Origin of the sequence: Terribacillus sp. FSL K6-0262 (assembly GCF_037977385.1) — a bacterium.
Taxonomy (GTDB): Bacteria; Bacillota; Bacilli; order Bacillales; family Amphibacillaceae; genus Terribacillus.
Genome location: NZ_CP150277.1, coordinates 2,824,384 through 2,840,422, shown reverse-complemented (window position 1 = coordinate 2,840,422; position 16,039 = coordinate 2,824,384). Strand labels below are relative to the sequence as shown.

Annotated in this window: 16 protein-coding genes; 3 read left to right on the top strand and 13 right to left on the bottom strand. The window is 43.9% G+C overall.

Features of this window, described 5'->3' with window-relative positions; all coding sequences use genetic code 11:
* Window positions 1–71: 71 nt before the first annotated feature.
* The gene (locus MHI54_RS14490) at window positions 72–752 is read right to left on the bottom strand and encodes a metal-dependent hydrolase (RefSeq protein WP_095217294.1); all 681 of its coding nucleotides are present in this window, start codon (window positions 750–752) and stop codon (window positions 72–74) included.
* 103 nt (window positions 753–855) lie between these two features.
* Here MHI54_RS14490 and MHI54_RS14485 point away from each other — a divergent pair, with 103 nt between their 5' ends.
* Window positions 856–1,953, top strand: coding sequence for a Xaa-Pro peptidase family protein (locus MHI54_RS14485; RefSeq protein ID WP_095217295.1), 1,098 nt, complete (start codon window positions 856–858; stop codon window positions 1,951–1,953).
* A 49-nt stretch (window positions 1,954–2,002) separates the two neighbouring features.
* Here the strand turns inward: MHI54_RS14485 and ald are convergent, their stop codons facing one another.
* The gene (gene ald / locus MHI54_RS14480) at window positions 2,003–3,115 is read right to left on the bottom strand and encodes an alanine dehydrogenase (protein WP_340081951.1); all 1,113 of its coding nucleotides are present in this window, start codon (window positions 3,113–3,115) and stop codon (window positions 2,003–2,005) included.
* A gap of 536 nt (window positions 3,116–3,651) precedes the next feature.
* On the opposite strand from ald, the gene MHI54_RS14475 reads away from it, so the two are divergent.
* Together MHI54_RS14475 and MHI54_RS14470 are read left to right on the top strand one after the other, a co-directional pair.
* The gene (locus MHI54_RS14475; protein WP_340081950.1) at window positions 3,652–4,356 is read left to right on the top strand and encodes a hypothetical protein; all 705 of its coding nucleotides are present in this window, start codon (window positions 3,652–3,654) and stop codon (window positions 4,354–4,356) included.
* A 29-nt stretch (window positions 4,357–4,385) separates the two neighbouring features.
* Complete coding sequence (locus MHI54_RS14470) at window positions 4,386–4,565, top strand: hypothetical protein (RefSeq protein ID WP_340081949.1); 180 nt, start codon at window positions 4,386–4,388, stop codon at window positions 4,563–4,565.
* Between the two features lie 237 nt (window positions 4,566–4,802).
* Here the strand turns inward: MHI54_RS14470 and MHI54_RS14465 are convergent, their stop codons facing one another.
* The 11 genes from MHI54_RS14465 to thiI all read right to left on the bottom strand — a co-directional run bounded on the left by MHI54_RS14465 (window position 4,803) and on the right by thiI (window position 16,036).
* A complete protein-coding gene (locus tag MHI54_RS14465) occupies window positions 4,803–5,414 on the bottom strand; it encodes a hypothetical protein (RefSeq protein ID WP_340081948.1) in 612 nt (203 codons plus the stop codon).
* Window positions 5,415–5,965: 551 nt separating this feature from the next.
* The gene (locus MHI54_RS14460; RefSeq protein ID WP_340081947.1) at window positions 5,966–6,460 is read right to left on the bottom strand and encodes a hypothetical protein; all 495 of its coding nucleotides are present in this window, start codon (window positions 6,458–6,460) and stop codon (window positions 5,966–5,968) included.
* 528 nt (window positions 6,461–6,988) lie between these two features.
* The gene (locus tag MHI54_RS14455) at window positions 6,989–8,188 is read right to left on the bottom strand and encodes an acetate kinase (RefSeq protein ID WP_340082962.1); all 1,200 of its coding nucleotides are present in this window, start codon (window positions 8,186–8,188) and stop codon (window positions 6,989–6,991) included.
* A gap of 105 nt (window positions 8,189–8,293) precedes the next feature.
* Complete coding sequence (locus MHI54_RS14450) at window positions 8,294–9,289, bottom strand: class I SAM-dependent methyltransferase (protein ID WP_095217242.1); 996 nt, start codon at window positions 9,287–9,289, stop codon at window positions 8,294–8,296.
* 115 nt (window positions 9,290–9,404) lie between these two features.
* Window positions 9,405–10,763 carry a 2-hydroxycarboxylate transporter family protein gene (locus MHI54_RS14445; protein WP_304442503.1) on the bottom strand — a complete coding sequence of 453 codons (1,359 nt, stop codon included), beginning with the start codon at window positions 10,761–10,763 and terminating at the stop codon, window positions 9,405–9,407.
* A 303-nt stretch (window positions 10,764–11,066) separates the two neighbouring features.
* Window positions 11,067–11,774 carry a response regulator gene (locus MHI54_RS14440; protein WP_095217240.1) on the bottom strand — a complete coding sequence of 236 codons (708 nt, stop codon included), beginning with the start codon at window positions 11,772–11,774 and terminating at the stop codon, window positions 11,067–11,069.
* A complete protein-coding gene (dcuS, locus tag MHI54_RS14435) occupies window positions 11,767–13,365 on the bottom strand; it encodes a DcuS/MalK family sensor histidine kinase (RefSeq protein WP_233135191.1) in 1,599 nt (532 codons plus the stop codon). The genes MHI54_RS14440 and dcuS overlap by 8 nt, the downstream gene beginning before the upstream one ends.
* Window positions 13,366–13,475: 110 nt before the next feature.
* The gene (ytfJ, locus tag MHI54_RS14430) at window positions 13,476–13,913 is read right to left on the bottom strand and encodes a GerW family sporulation protein (protein ID WP_095217238.1); all 438 of its coding nucleotides are present in this window, start codon (window positions 13,911–13,913) and stop codon (window positions 13,476–13,478) included.
* 14 nt (window positions 13,914–13,927) lie between these two features.
* The gene (locus MHI54_RS14425; RefSeq protein ID WP_095217237.1) at window positions 13,928–14,464 is read right to left on the bottom strand and encodes a DUF2953 domain-containing protein; all 537 of its coding nucleotides are present in this window, start codon (window positions 14,462–14,464) and stop codon (window positions 13,928–13,930) included.
* 99 nt (window positions 14,465–14,563) lie between these two features.
* Window positions 14,564–14,758 carry an alpha/beta-type small acid-soluble spore protein gene (locus MHI54_RS14420; RefSeq protein ID WP_095217236.1) on the bottom strand — a complete coding sequence of 65 codons (195 nt, stop codon included), beginning with the start codon at window positions 14,756–14,758 and terminating at the stop codon, window positions 14,564–14,566.
* Window positions 14,759–14,833: 75 nt separating this feature from the next.
* The gene (thiI, locus tag MHI54_RS14415; RefSeq protein ID WP_095217235.1) at window positions 14,834–16,036 is read right to left on the bottom strand and encodes a tRNA uracil 4-sulfurtransferase ThiI; all 1,203 of its coding nucleotides are present in this window, start codon (window positions 16,034–16,036) and stop codon (window positions 14,834–14,836) included.
* Between the last annotated feature and the right edge of the window lie 3 nt (window positions 16,037–16,039).

Below are 16,039 nucleotides of genomic sequence, written 5' to 3'. Positions count from 1 at the left end.
ACGACAAAATACAAATTCACTTACTATAACAGATAAAAAAACAACACCCTTTCAAAAGGGTGCTGTTTTCTTTAGATAGTGATCGATTGTCCTGGTTCCAGATGGATACCTTGGCCAGGTTTTACTTTTTCAGCAAATGCCGCTCCGTCCTGTTCGATCAACGGGAACGTATTGTAATGGATCGGAATGACTTTCTTTGCCTTGACCCATTCAGCGGCAATCAGTGCATCCTCAGGTCCCATTGTGAAATTATCCCCTATCGGGAGCAATGCCACATCGATGTCGTTCATCTCTCCGATCATTTTCATATCAGAGAATAAACCTGTATCCCCAGCATGATAGATCGTTTTGCCTTCTGCGGTGAACAGGATCCCCGTCGGCATCCCCATATAGTGGGTATTGCCGTCTTCGTCTGTAATGGCACTGCTGTGGAATGCCTGTGTCAGTTTCACACGTCCGAATTCGAATTCATGCGCTCCGCCGATTCCCATTGGATGTGTTTTCAATCCCTGGTTCCCTAAGTATACCGCCAATTCGTTCGGTGCCACGACAAGTGCGCCGGTCCGTTTGGCAATCGAAACTGTATCTCCCACATGGTCGTTATGACCGTGTGTCAGGAGAATGACATCTGGATTAACATCTTCTGCATGTAAATCACATGTACCATTTCCAGTGATGAATGGGTCGATCAAAATCGTATGTTTTTCTGTGACAATCTGTACGACAGCTTGTCCATGGAATGATATTTTCAAGTCTACAACCCCTTTTTCATTTTTTCGCATTTAGTGTACCACAGTTGTATACGGAAGAAACGTGATACGTTTTTTGCTATACTGGGATAAAGGAGGTTTTTTCATGCAACACAGAATCGATACGTTACTACAGAACCTAAAGGATGACAGCACCGACAGCGTGTTCATCACCTCCATGGAGAACGTGTATTATGTGAGCAATTATTATACAGATCCGCATGAACGGCTGGTAGCCGTCTTCGCAGATCAAAAGGATGCACCGCTGCTCATATTGCCGGCAATGGAGAAAGAAGATGCCCTTCAAGCAGGCTGGAAGGAAGAGATGCTTACATATCATGATCATGAGGATGTCTGGCAGCTATTGAAGGACTACCTAAAGGAGCGAGGCAGGACCCCTGCATCCATGGGAATCGAAAAGGACCATATGTCCGTGATTCGATTGGAAATGCTGCAGCAGATACTGCCGGATACGACATTCGCGAATGCAACGGAGCTTCTGCAGAACCTGCGGAACATCAAAGACAAAAAGGAATATAATCTGCTGAAGCAAGCAGCTGTATTGGCAGATTTCGGTGTCAGGAAAGGCATTGAAGCGATTGCAGCCGGAAAAAGCGAACTGCAGATTGTGGCCGAGCTTGAATATGCCTTGAAGCAAGAAGGTGTGACGAGCATGTCATTTGCGACCACGGTCCTTTCCGGTGCAAAAACAGCTTCCCCTCACGGAACTCCGGACAGCAAACAGATTGCACCTGGCGACCTTGTCTTATTCGATTTAGGAGTCATATACGAGGGTTACTGCTCAGATATCACCCGCACGGTTGCCTATAAGCATGCAACTGCCGATCAGCAGCACATCCACGATACTGTACGCATCGCCCTTGAAAAAGCCACAGCAGCATCACGTGTCGGTACAGCCATAGCCGAGATCGATAAAGCTGCGCGAGGGCACATCGAACAAGCTGGGTACGGGGAATATTTCACACACCGTGTCGGGCATGGCTTGGGAATCGGCGTACATGAATTCCCTTCCTTGTCGAGCAACAATACCCAGCCTATGCAGGAGGGTATGTGCTATACCATCGAGCCTGGCATCTATTTACCTGGAGTCGGCGGTGTCCGAATAGAGGATGATATCTTCCTTACGAAGAATGGACCGGATGTACTGACGGCTTATCCACGCGAATTGCAAATCATTGGTTGATACAAAAACACAAGAGCACCTGCCCAAAGCAGGTGCTCTTGATTTATATCTAAAGCAGTGCAGCAGCTGATTTATAAGCCAGCCCATGCGCATCCGCCACAGCTTCATAGGTCACAAAGCCTTCTAGCGTATTAATCCCTTTTGTGAGCGCCGGATTATCCAGGCACGCTTTCCTATAGCCTTTATTCGCAAGCTGCAGCGCATAAGGAACCGTCACATTTGTCAGGCCGATCGTGGAAGTGCGGGGAACGGCGCCAGGCATATTGGCGACGGCATAATGCAGCACATCATGCTTCGTATAAGTCGGATTATCATGGGTTGTGATTTTATCCGTGGTTGCAAAAATACCTCCCTGATCAATCGCGACATCGACGACGACAGATCCTGGTTTCATGCTGGCTATCATCTCTTCCGTAACGAGCTTCGGTGCTTTGGCACCCGGTATGAGGACAGCACCGATGACAAGATCTGATTCTTTGACCGATTCGGCTATATTCAGCGGATTGGATACAACGGTATTGATCGAGCTGCCGAATAAATCGTCAAGATCCCGGAGACGCTGCGGGCTCAAATCAACTATCGTGACATCCGCTCCAAGTCCGATGGCAATCTTGGCTGCGTTCGTTCCGACTACACCGCCGCCAATGATCGTGACCTTGCCTCGCTTCACTCCTGGTATGCCAGACATCAGGATCCCGCTTCCCCCATAGGGTTTCTCCAGGAATTGTGCACCTATCTGTGACGCCATGCGCCCGGCAACCTCACTCATCGGGGTGAGAAGCGGCAGGGATCGATCATCAAGCTGGACCGTTTCATAAGCGATACCCACAACTTTCTTTTCAATCAATGCATTCGTCAAAGAACCTTCCGCCGCGAGGTGCAGATATGTGAACAGGATGAGACCTTCATAGAAATAATCATATTCCTCCGGCAGCGGCTCCTTGACTTTCATGACCATCTCTTTGTTCCACGCATCCGAGGCAGTCGGTACGATGATTGCACCAGCTTGTTCGTATTGCTCATCCGTGAACCCCGAGCCAAGGCCCGCGCCAGTTTCGATAAATACCTCATGCCCCGCTTCATGCAAGAGCGTCACACCGGATGGAGCCATGGCAACGCGGTTTTCATTATTCTTGATTTCCTTCGGTACACCAATCTTCATTCTGCTTACCTCCATTTCATATGTAAGACTAGCTTTCGTCCTCAGTATACCACTGATCCGGCTGTGAAAAATGCAAAAAAGCCAGTCCCATCAAACTCGGGACCGGCTTTTTTCTTAATTTATTTCGTCACTGCTTCGGATAGGCGAACAGTGTCTCTTGCAATCATGACTTCTTCGTTTGTCGGGATAACGATTACCTTCACCGGGGAATGAAACAGCATTATATCAACGTTTCTCTTATTAATTTATATAATTTTACCATTTAGGTTATGGTTTGTCCAAGTATTATCTATAATTATATTGAAGGAGAGCAAAAAAACAATTTTCGAGAACGTCATAATTGTTTGATATGCTTACATGGAATATTTCGACAAGATTTCCTAAGGATAAAGACATAATATAATTTCATATTTTATTATATTATTTATATATTTAAGGACATTGGAACCGTTTTACTTTAAACTATGAAACTACATTTACAAATACTTCATAATTATCTTATCATTTACATATAAAAGTAAAAGGAAGTTTAACGATTGAAATTAATTTTTCGCAGCTTTGTTGTTACTATGGCTTTAGTATTAGTCGGTGTTCCATTAGGAGCAAGTGTCTCTCATGCAGAATCCAATCAGAAAGCGAACACAGGCTTGCGAGAAACAACTGAATTTACCATCGAAGAAGATGGTGAAACGATCAATGTCCAAACATCAGAACAAGATGGAAAGCTACACACTATCCTTACTGATAACAAGGGTACACAAGAATTCACAACCGATCTAAATACAAATGAGACAGATGTAGAGAGTGACTACTTAACTGAGGAAGAAATCAATCAAGTAGAAACCGACTATTCAAATGTTGAGATCAATGTAGAAGATCAAGTGATTGCTTCTGAGGAAGCAGGTTTTTCAATAAATGCTATAAAGGGTAGTTGGGCATGGTCAGGGTACCGTAACGTTACAGTAACAGCAAATGGAAAAGCTTCAGCACAAGTAATAACTCAAGCAATACTTAGTGCTATACCAAAAATAGGTGTAGCAGCTGGAGCACTGGCAAACGTTTGGCTGCAATACAATCTTAAAACTGGTTACTTCAAAGTTAGAGATGGAACTGCTTTAGATACAGATCCACATTATGTTTGGAGAAAGAGAACTGTTAAACTGTATAAGGAAAAATCCAGAAAAACACTATTATCTACAAAAACTTCTAAAGCTTGGAGACAATACAATCACGTTATTTAATGTGTAAGTCTAAAGGGGAGGCTAACAACATGAATTACAAAGCACTTTGGATTACTGGATATATACTTTTCGTTTTAGCCCTAATTTTGGTGTTTTTCTTCGTGGCAGACGAACATAGATTTACAGGTTTTATTATTGCTGCTGTTTGCTTAGGGGTTTTCAGAATTGCTATTTATCCATTAAAAAAGAAGTCCAAAAGTGTTAAATAAATACAGCCTTTTTTCATATTTTTATAAAACAGACAATCGATATCTATCGGTTGTCTGTTTTATTCCCTATAAATAATCGCCATACTTCCGCACAATCTACTTAAGGAGGTGACACAAAATGGCTAACAACAACTCAAGCAACCAGTTAGTAGTACCTCAAGCTCAACAAGCTCTAGATCAATGGAGGAGTCTGATTTGGTTCAGTAAAACCTGCTCCTTATTTTTATACCCTACCACCTACTGAAGTAGTTCTTTCTTTTTCTCTAATAATTCCAACTGTTCTCTTATTACATTCCTATACTCTTCTGACCATTCAGGGTAATTATTTTTTTCACTTTCTAATTGGGATAAAGCTAATTCGATTTCAGCAATTTGATTATATATTTCCTGACCTTCGGTGATAGTTGGCTCAGTTTCTGGTATATATTCGCTCTCTGTTGCTTGTGGTGTTTCAATAGTTTGGGATTCTTCTACAGGTTGTGGCTCAGTTTGAGTTGTTGGTTCTTCAGTTATATCTGGTTCAGTCGTTGGGGTTTCGTTGATATTAGTTTGATCAGAGTTCTCTTGAAGAACAGCCATATCCTCTTCCTTCTTTTTAAGCTCTTTTTGCTCACTTGCTAGCGATTCCTTATCTTTTTCGAATTGTTCTTTATCCGATTTAAACTCATCTAAATCTTTCTGAAATTTTTCTTGTTCTTTCTTAAAATCATCCTTATCCTGTTCTAATGCATTTTGTTGATCTTCTAATTGGGCTCTAGCACTTGCCAAATTAGAATATGTATACCATGTTACTGAAACTACAACTAAGGTAATCGCTACTATTGATGAAATAGTAATTTTCTTATTCATAAAGATTCTCCTTTTACTATATTTGAATATCCAAAAGTACCACTACTAATTTACCATAAATCACTTAACATCTATGTAATTATTTGGGTTATTAGTATATAATAAGGGAAAATGGATAGGAGGGATTTAATGGACAACTCGGTGAAGCAAGAGTCTGCTGAATAAAAGGTCGAAGAAATACCTCAAAACCCGATTTCTATAACTATGATGTGTATAGGAATAGGTATAATTGTTGCAGGCGCAGTTGTTGGCACAATACTGGCGGACGATGTATTAGACTTTCAGTGGTCAATTTTCCTTACATGGTTCCTAGCTTCTTTTGTATCTGGTTTTATCTTTATAGGATTTGCTGAAATTATAAATATTCTACATAAAATCGAAAAAAAGAGAGCCTAGAAGGTTCTCTTTTCATTGTATCAATTAAGTTAGAGACTGGTTTTATTTAAATTTCACCATTAGAATATGGATCGAAGGAATTCTGAAGAGCCTCTTGCTTATCAATTGTTCCGAAGATTTCTATGATAAATCTAAAACACAAAATTATATACTCCTTATTTAAATATTCTACTTCTATTCCTCTCTAAAAAAGGTTTTATATCGCTATCACCTAGAAGTTCTATTCTCTTGAATAGATAGTCTAAGAATAAAATGACTTTTAACGAACTTAGTTCAGTACCATAATTAGTATCATAACCGTGAAGTATCGCATTTCTACCTATAGAATTTCTTAAATCTTCACCTAAAATAAAACTTCCTTTAATATGATCTGTATAAAAAACATGTACCTCTTTTTCAAAATCAGTTTCTAAAAGCTCTTCCAGCATAATATAATGGGCTCCATTTTTCGTTTCACCAGTGATTTTAAAAGCATCCATCACACTCCCTTCAATCTGAGCAAGGCCTGTCGGAATAGATGTAAAATAAAATCCCTGTTTGTGACACTCTATAATTTCATGTAAGATTTTTCGTCTCCTGTTAATTGAGTGATAACTTTCCCATTCTATAAAAATTTTGTCAACAACCTCATCATTAAATAAATTACACATATATTCGTTTATTTCTTTCAGTAATTGATCTTCAGTATGTGAACTCCTAATTTTGTCTAGTAGTTCACTATAGTTCCTAGTATATAGATGATCTAAGTTTGGGGGAAATCCTAATTGAAGTAGAGTTCTTTTTAACTCAGATTCTACTTTACTTAAAGCTATTAAGCTGTTTAGTTACGTCAGAAATTTGTCCATTCAGGATTTTCTCTTCACCGAAAAAGCGGTCAAAATCATTAAACAATTTTTCATAATTATCAATTGTATTTTTGCTTAATCCTTTTAGCTTTTAGTTTGGATTACAATTTCTCTTGCATCGTCAATCGTAGTATTTTTTAAACGAGTATGCTTCCTTGTTTTTCGTATTTAGGATTATTTTGCAAATAAAAAACCTCCCCCTAATTAATAATTAGAGAAAGGTTGATATAATTTAGGTCTTGGTTAGTCAGAGAGCAAATCAAGGTAAAAATCCACTTGATCTGCTTCTGACCCCGACTAATCAAAAGCCTATAAACCGCATGGAGTCAAGGTTTATTTCGTCACTGCTTCGGATAGGCGAACAGTGTCTCTTGCAATCATGACTTCTTCGTTTGTCGGGATAACGATTACCTTCACCGGGGAATGAGGATAAGTCAGGAATTGTTCTTTGCCGCGTACATTGTTCAAGGATGGATCATAATATACACCCATGAATTCCAAACCTTTAAGCACTCGCTCACGCACAGCGATGCTGTTCTCACCGACACCGGCTGTGAAGATGATCGCATCCACACCGCTCATGCGTGCTGCATAAGAACCAAGGTATTTATGAATGCGCTCAGCGAATACATCAAGTGCGAGCTCCGCACGATCATCACCAGCATCCGCTTTGTCCTGGATGTCACGCAAGTCGCTGGAGAAACCAGACAGTGCAAGCATTCCGCTTTCTTTGTTCAAAACATGCAATACTTCATCAGCAGTCTTGCCTGTTTTGCGCATGATGAATGGAATTAGTGCAGGGTCGATATTACCGGAGCGCGTACCCATGGTTACACCGGCAAGCGGAGTGAAGCCCATGGATGTATCGACGGATTTTCCGCCATCGATTGCAGCGATGCTGGCCCCGTTACCAAGGTGACAGGAGATCAGGCGCAGCTGTTCGATTGGACGATCAAGCAATTCCGCTGCACGCTGTGACACATATTTATGGCTTGTGCCGTGGAAACCGTATTTACGGATACCATATTTTTCATAATACTCATATGGCAAGCTGTATAGATATGATTCCGGAGGCATTGTCTGATGGAAAGCTGTATCGAAAACAGCAACAGACGGAATGCCAGGAAGAATTTCCTTGAATGCACGGATTCCTGTCAAGTTTGCTGGGTTGTGTAATGGTGCAAGCTCGGATACTTCTGCGATCTCTTCCATCACTTGGTCCGTGATGAGGACAGAATCACTGAATTTTTCTCCGCCATGTACGACACGGTGACCCACTCCATCGATTTCGTCCAAAGAAGAAATGACACCTGTGGAAGTCAGCTTCTCAAGCAACATTTTTACTGCTTCTTCATGATTTTCAATATCTTTAGTTGTTTCATCTTTTTCACCATTGAATTTGATAGTGAAGATGGAATCCTTCAGTCCGATACGTTCTACTAGTCCCACTGCCTTTACTTCTTCCTCAGGCATGCGGATTAGCTGGAATTTTAGTGAAGAACTACCAGCATTGATTGCTAAAATATTACTCAACATGTTCAGCCCCTTGTAAACTTTTACGTACTTCTTTATTTTACCTGTGACGACAAGCTCATTGCAAGATATGTCGAGGACTTGTTCAAGATTTCATTAATTTTTTTAGTTTTTTAAATCGGGAAGCTCATTGTCGAACCAATCATTGATTTGTTTCAAGACATTTGCCATTGCATTCGGATTCTTGAATGAAGGCAGCTGCACCAGCAATGCCTGTTTCGGCGCTGTAGTTAGCGTCCCCTTTTTCTGCAGTATCAAAACACTTTTCGCTTGCGATTCATTCTTGAACATGCTCTGCGGCAGCTGCAGCAATCCGACGATATGGGCATGCTCCTGCAGGAATGTATGAAGCGAACGTGCTTGATCGCTTTCAAACAGGAAGTTCGGCACGACGAATAACAGATAACCGCCTTCCTTCGTATAATGAAGGCTTTGTTCAATGAATAAATGATGTGCATAAGAATGCCCCTCATCTGCCTTCAATTCGAATTGGGCAGCCTGGCTATCATCCGGATAATAGCCAACCGGAAGGTCACTCACGACAAGATCGACCGGTTCCAGAAGAAAAGGGCGCAGGCTGTCTTGATGGAAGAATTCTATCTGTCTCTCCTGCATGTTCGCATTCATGACAGCAAGCTGGATCAAGGTCGGATCGACATCACTTCCATAAGCGTCCACTTCCCGCCCCACTTGATTCAGGACCGCAGTCAATAAGTTACCCGTCCCCACCGCCGGATCGAATAAACGGAAGCTTTCATTGCTTCCGACTAACTTGTTCGTCAGATAACCGATCAGCATGGCGACAGTATCCGGTGTAAGCATATGCTGCTGCTGGGTTGCCCCTTTCATGCCTTTCAGGATGGCAAGCTGGATCCCTTTGCGTATTTCTTCTTTCTGGTATGTCTGATTATCGAATACAGCTGCATGTTTATCCAGCTGCTGCTGCAATAATGGCTGTTCCGTCACTTCCGCGCTGCGATCCAATATATATTCCATTGCTGCACCTAGTGCATCAAGATATGGTATGTTTTCACGTGTTTCCAATGCTTCGGCCATTTGGTCAAGTGCTTGGTATACCTTTTCGACATTCTTTTGTTCCACGTATCTTTTCCTCCCATTTCTCTCACATCTGCCTTATTGTATCAAAAGCAGCGGACAGAAGCGAGGAGAGGCACCGCGGCAAGCAAAAAGCCCAGCCAAGGCTGAGCTTTCCAATTTAAGCAAAGAAGTGCATCAATGCTGTTGCACCGATGACAGTGGCAGCACCGCCAAGACGAGTGGAAATCTGCGCGAACGGCATCAGCGCCATACGGCCGGATGCAGATAGGATCGCAACGTCACCAGTACCGCCAAGTCCGCTGTGACATGCTGTAACGATACAAGATTCAACAGGATACATCTTCATCAATTTACCTACAAAGAATCCAGTTGCCGCCATCGCAATTACGACAGACATGCAAGTAATCGCAAAGCCGATCGTGAAGACGCTCGCAACATCCTCAAGCGGGATGAATACGACACCAAGACCGACCATCAAAGGCCAAGTGAAAGCAGTGGAAACGAATTTGTATAGCTGCTGTGCACCGGTTTGCAGTTTTTCCGGAAGCAAATTACCGGATTTGATGATCGTTGCAGCAATGATCATGATGATTGCACCCGACAACGTGAAGCCAGCAACCACATGAATCCAGTGCTCGACAACTCGTCCAAGGACGAACAAGCTCATCGCTACGAGGAGGCCTGCTCCCATCAAGCTGAAGTCGATTGCTTTATTTGTGTTTTCTTTTGCTGCTGCCAATACTTTGTCGTCTTTGTTCGAGCGAACCAACTTATCATGCCCTGCAAGGTCCGGGCGTTTTTCTCCCAATTTCTTCATCAAGCCTGCAATGATGATGGCACATACGTTACCGATGATGGCAGCTGGTACAAGCTGGGAAACATACTCCCCGGCTCCCCCGCCCAAGACACCTGCATAACCAGCAGACAATGGAAGGATTCCTTCTCCGATACCGCCTGCGATGATCGGAACAACAATATAGAAGAAAGCATGATGAGCACTATAGCCGAATAGCATACCGACTAAAGTCCCGACAGTGACTGCAGCAATCGTACCAGTCACCAAAGGGATGAACATGCGGATGAAGCCCTGGATGAGGACTGTCCGGTTCATACCAAGGATACTTCCCACAACAAGACAAGCGATGTAGAAGTATAAGAAGTTTGAATGATCGGAAGTCATCAGCTGATCGACAGCATCATAAGCTGAAGTACTTAATGTGTCAAAGAAAACCAGCATGGATGGAACGAATAATGACAGGATCGCCGGTCCTCCGATACTGTTGAAATAAGGAATGCGCTGACCGATATCCCCTAGCAGCACACCCAGGATCATGATGACAGCAAAGCCGCCGATCATGTCGGTAGGAAGTTGGTTGGTATATGCAGCAATAAGAACGATGATTGCTAATACGATATACACCGGAAGCGGCATGACACCGACTTTCCATTCCATGATTTTGTCAAAGCCTGATGGCTTTTGATTGTTGGATTGATGATCGCTTGTATGCGATTTCATTTCCATAGATAATGCACCCCCTAAGTAGATACGACTATTCTAATTTAACCAAAATTAATTGTGTTATTTTTTAACTAAACTAAATGAATTGTAACTTTTGTAATTAAAAAAGGTGCAGTGGATCTCTGTTAATAATATTGGCTTCAGAGCAGGAAACATACACGGAAGCGACAGTTCGATGCTTCCCGGCAACCAGCTTGAAATCACAAACGATTCCTTTTATCCTTCGATAAGAACCGGCATATCATTTTTTAATAGCGCTCTTTTTATGCCAAACAAAAAAAGAAGCCCGTTTCGGCTTCTTTAAATGTACTGGCTGATATGATGGGAAGTATTGGCATTGACCCGGTATTTGAAAACCGGACGCCCGATACTGCCATAATGCATCTCCACTTCGAGCAGCTGCACATCCTCCAGGAACTTCAGATATTTCCGCACGGATACTTGTGACATTTCTGTTTCATTCGCTATATCCTCTGTCGTGAAAAAATTATAACGGAAGGTAAGGATGCTGTTCCATACAACTTTCAAGGTGCTTCGCGTAAGACCTTTCGGCAGCTGCACCATCTGTTCTTGCTCCGGAAGCTGCAGCAGCTGGCTATCCAATTCCTGCTGGGTCATCTCTTCCTTATTGCTGAAGATGAGCTGGCGCTTGCGATAACCGCTCAAAGCGTGCTGGAAGCGATCGAATTCGAACGGCTTGATCAAATAATCGACAGCCCCGTATTGCAGCGCTTCCCGGATCATCGGTTTTTCGCTTGCAGCAGAAATGATGATTGCATCCACTTTTTGATCGCGTCTCCGAATCTCCTTCAGCAATTCTATTCCATTCTTCCCTTTCATATATACATCCAACAGAAGCAGGTCCACTTCATTCTGCTGAATGAATTCAAGGGCTTCTTTATAATTTTGGGCCGCACCGACAGCAGTGAAACCGCTCATTTGTTTGACATAGCGTTTATTCAATTCGCTTACCATCGGATCGTCTTCCACGATCAGTACTTTAATCATTTGTTACATCCTCCTGTGTATCATACGGCAGCTGGACACTGAAGGTAGTCCCTTCACCTGGCTCACTTGTCAAGACAAGATAGCCCCCCAGCTTCTGCACATAGTCCTCCACTTGGTATAGGCCGAAACCGCGGTCGTTTCCTTTTGTGGAATAGCCTTGCTTGAAAATTTTCTCCTGCTGTTCTTCGCTGATTCCTTTTCCAGTATCAGTAAGTTCCAGAAAGAGCAGCCCATCCGTGTACTTCATGGAAATCTGGACACGCTTTTCCGGCTGCTGTTCGACAGCATCCACAGCATTGTTCATGAGATTGCCGAGTATGGTGATCAGCATTTGATTTGTTTTTTCCGATGTATTCGGTATGGTATCCCGGCAGCTGACCTCAAGCTGGACACCATTTTCAGCCATATAGCTCTTCTTGCCGAGCAGGAATCCGGCCAGAATGGGGTTTTTCACTTGATGGATCATGGCCAGGGTCGCGGATCTCTCCTTACCGGCCACATTTTTCACATACCGTTCCAGCTGATCATAATCCTCCAATTCCAGCAAACCAAGGATCACATGCAGTTTGTTCATGAAATCATGTGTCTGCGCCCGGAGAGCATCGGCATAAAGCATCGTATCGGTAAGCTTCTCGTTGAGATGATTGTATTCGGTCCGGTCAAGGAAAGTTGCAATCGCTCCTTCTGTCTTGCCTTTGATCTGGATTGGGATTTCGTTCATGACCAGCGTCAAACCATTATGCTCCACTTGGCGCCCGATCAGCGGTTTATTCCAGGCAATCACTTGATGGAGCTTGGTAACCGGGAGCACATCATCCACATGCCGGTTCTTCAGCTCTCCTTTGATCCCCATCTCTTCCAGCAGTCTCTTCCCTTCTTTGTTGACCATCTGGATCTTTCCGGCGGTATCCACAGCTAACATCCCGTCCTTGATTGATTCCAGCATCGCAATCCGTTCACTCAACAGGGCGGCAATTTCATCAGGCTCCATCCCGTGCATGATTTGTTTTATCTTCCTTGCAAGCAGGACCGCACCGATCAGACCGATCAGCAGACTCAGCACAGTGGCCAAGTATAATGGAATGCGGTTGTTGCGAATGATCTCATTCAGTTCATTCATCGTGATACCGACAGCTACAACCCCGATCTGCTCACCTTGTTCATCATAAATGGGAGCAAATGCCCGCAAACTCAATCCAAGCGTTCCTTTTGCCTTTGAAACGAACTCTTTTCCTTGTATCGCAGGCGTTTCATCCCCTCCTGCGAAACGTTTGCCGATTTCATCCGGGTCGGGGTGGCTCAGCCGGATGCTGTCCATGTTCATCACCACGATATAGTCTGCATCCGTGATCCCCATAGCCTGTTTGGTAAATTGCTGAAGTGTGTCGGAATCCTGCTCGTCCGTTGCCTTTACAATGACCGGGTCGACTGCTATCAGCTTGGCAGTTTGCAGCACGCGATCCCTTTCCTGGGATTTGATATTGTTGCTCGTCTCTATTCCGATCATGACGAATGTCGTCGTCACCGCCAGAATAACGACAATGAATACCAATGCTGTCATCTGCGTCCGCAGATTTATCTTCTGTTTCAAATATAACCTTCTCTCTTTTCGCTTTCGTCGTTTCAAGCTCATTATCCTTAAATTATAACGGAATGAAGTCCGATTATAAACTAAAAAAACCACCAACAGGCGGCTTTTAGTCAATATATTGTTTCATCATCGAATCGCTGCGATTTTTGCTGCTTTTTCTGCTTCGGATTCTGTTTGAGCATTTCCTGGATTTTTTCCACTGCAGCTGGCGCTGCTTCGATCAGTTTTTCATAAAGATGGGTTTGTTCATCCAGGTGGATCATCTTGACTCCTTTATGACCGACAATGAGGAAAGCTATCGGGGTTATGGATACACCGCCTCCGCTCCCTCCTCCAAATGGCAGCTCCGTCTGCTCACTCTTACCTTGGGAAGCTGCATCGAATTCGCTTCCCCCGGCTGCAAAACCAAAGCCTACGCGGGATACAGTCAGAATGATACTCCCATCCGGAGTCTCCACTGGATCGCCGACTATCGTATTGACATCAATCATTTCCTTCAGGTTTTCCATTGCGGTTTTCATTAATCCTTGAATCGGGTGATCTGCCATACTGCTCGCTCCTCCTATCTTCCTCTGGCATTGGATATAATGGCATGCATAGCTTTCCCGGTACGGATGGACACTATGCATTGAAAGCTAGTATGGAAAGTCGAATTATTGAAAATCGGCTGTACCTGGATATCAAATGGTTCCCCTATACGGAAATTCGAACGGATGACTTGGTTGACAATTCCTTTGACTGTCCAAATCAAGCCAACAAGTGTGCCGGCAGAAGCTGCATCGGACATGCCGATCCTTGTATGCCAGCGTAATTGCCGTAGCTCTGCATTTCGAGTGATTCTGAGAAGATAAGGAAAAGAATCCCTGATTTTTTGTAAATCGGCAAATAAATCGACAAGCTGCTGATTCAAATCCTCAGAGGAAGCAGGCTCGATGGAAGATTGCTGCTCCAATCGCCATGTTTGTACACAGATGCCGAAAATGCGGATTTGGATGGACCAATCAGACGAATCATACTGAAAATGAAAAGTCACTTTAGCCGTAATTGCCACTAGAAGCAATAGTAAGAGCCCTATCATGACACTGATGGCTATCCACATTCCTTCTTCTCCTCCTTCTTCGATAGGATGCACTTTCCCTTTTGTTTCTACACGGAAAAGGAGCAGCGGATGCTGCCCCTTTATGCCATACTTATGAAATTATCTGCTTAATTGCTCTTGTGCTGTACGTACAAGACGCTTTGTGATTTCTCCTCCAACAGAACCGTTGGCACGAGAAGTTTCGTTTCCGCCAAGCTGTACACCGAATTCCTGTGCGATCTCATATTTCATTTGATCTAGAGCTTGTTGCGCTTGAGGTACTACTAACTGGTTGCTTGAATTGTTGTTAGCCATTTGATGTCACCTCCTTGTACATGTAGCATGTGCCGACAAGGAGGAGAACATACAGATTATTTACTTGGGAAGTTCTTACAGCAAATCAGCGAATGGCGCCGGCGCTTCCTCCGACGGAGAGGCCGTGATAATCTCCGTTCCTTCGACGGCCCGTTCGAATTCAGCAGAGAAATCGATTGTCCCTTCATACAAATGCACCTTTTCACGCCGCGGCTTTGTTTTTGGTGCTTCCGGTACAAAAACGGTGCAGCAGTCATCATATGGGCGTGTCGAGATCTCATAGGTATTGATCTGTTTCGCGATTTCGATGATATCGGACTTGTCCATCGTGATGAGCGGGCGCAGCACAGGATAGTTCGTCACTTCATTGATCGTGTGCATGCTTTCCATCGTTTGACTGGCCACCTGGCCAAGGCTTTCACCGGAAGTCAGGGACAAGATGCCATGTTTTTCTGCGATTCGCTCACTGATCCGCAGCATCATCCGGCGCATGACTGTCATGCTGTAGCCAAACGGTATCTCCTGATGGATCTTCACCTGCAGTTCTGTGAATGGCACAACATGGATTTTCACTTTTGCACCGAACTTGGACAACGTTTGCGCCAAATCAATCACTTTCTGTTTCGCACGCTCATTTGTATAAGGCGGTGAATGGAAATGGATAGCTTCTATCTCGACCCCGCGCTTCATCGCCAAATAACCGGCAACAGGGCTGTCGATTCCGCCAGAAAGCATCAGCAATGTCTTGCCTGAGCTTCCTGCCGGCAAACCGCCCGGCCCCTTTATCTTCTGACCTGTCACATATGTCGCCCGTTCGCGGATTTCCACCGTGATCTCTACACCTGGGTGATGGACATCGACAGGGTAACCTTCGCTGTTTTGCATCACATATGCACCGATACGCTGATTCATTTCCTGCGAGTCGATCGGAAAACGTTTATTCGGCCGGCGGCAGGATATTTTAAAACTGGTTCCTGCCGGATTATCGAGCAATAGCTGCAGGGCAGCTTGTTTGATCGCCAGCTCCTCGTTTTCGGTCCGGATTGCCAGGCTGAAGCTGTGTATGCCGAATATATGACGGCATGCTTCCACAATCGGTTCATGATCTTCCCCGTGAAGGTGGATATACATCCGATCACGTGTACGTTCGACTTTGGCGTTTGGGTAAGGTTTTATTTGATCCTTGACGTTATATTCAAGCTGCTTGGTGAAATGCTTGCGATTCTTGCCCTTAAGGGCCATTTCCCCATAACGAATCAATATATGGTCATACTGCATATC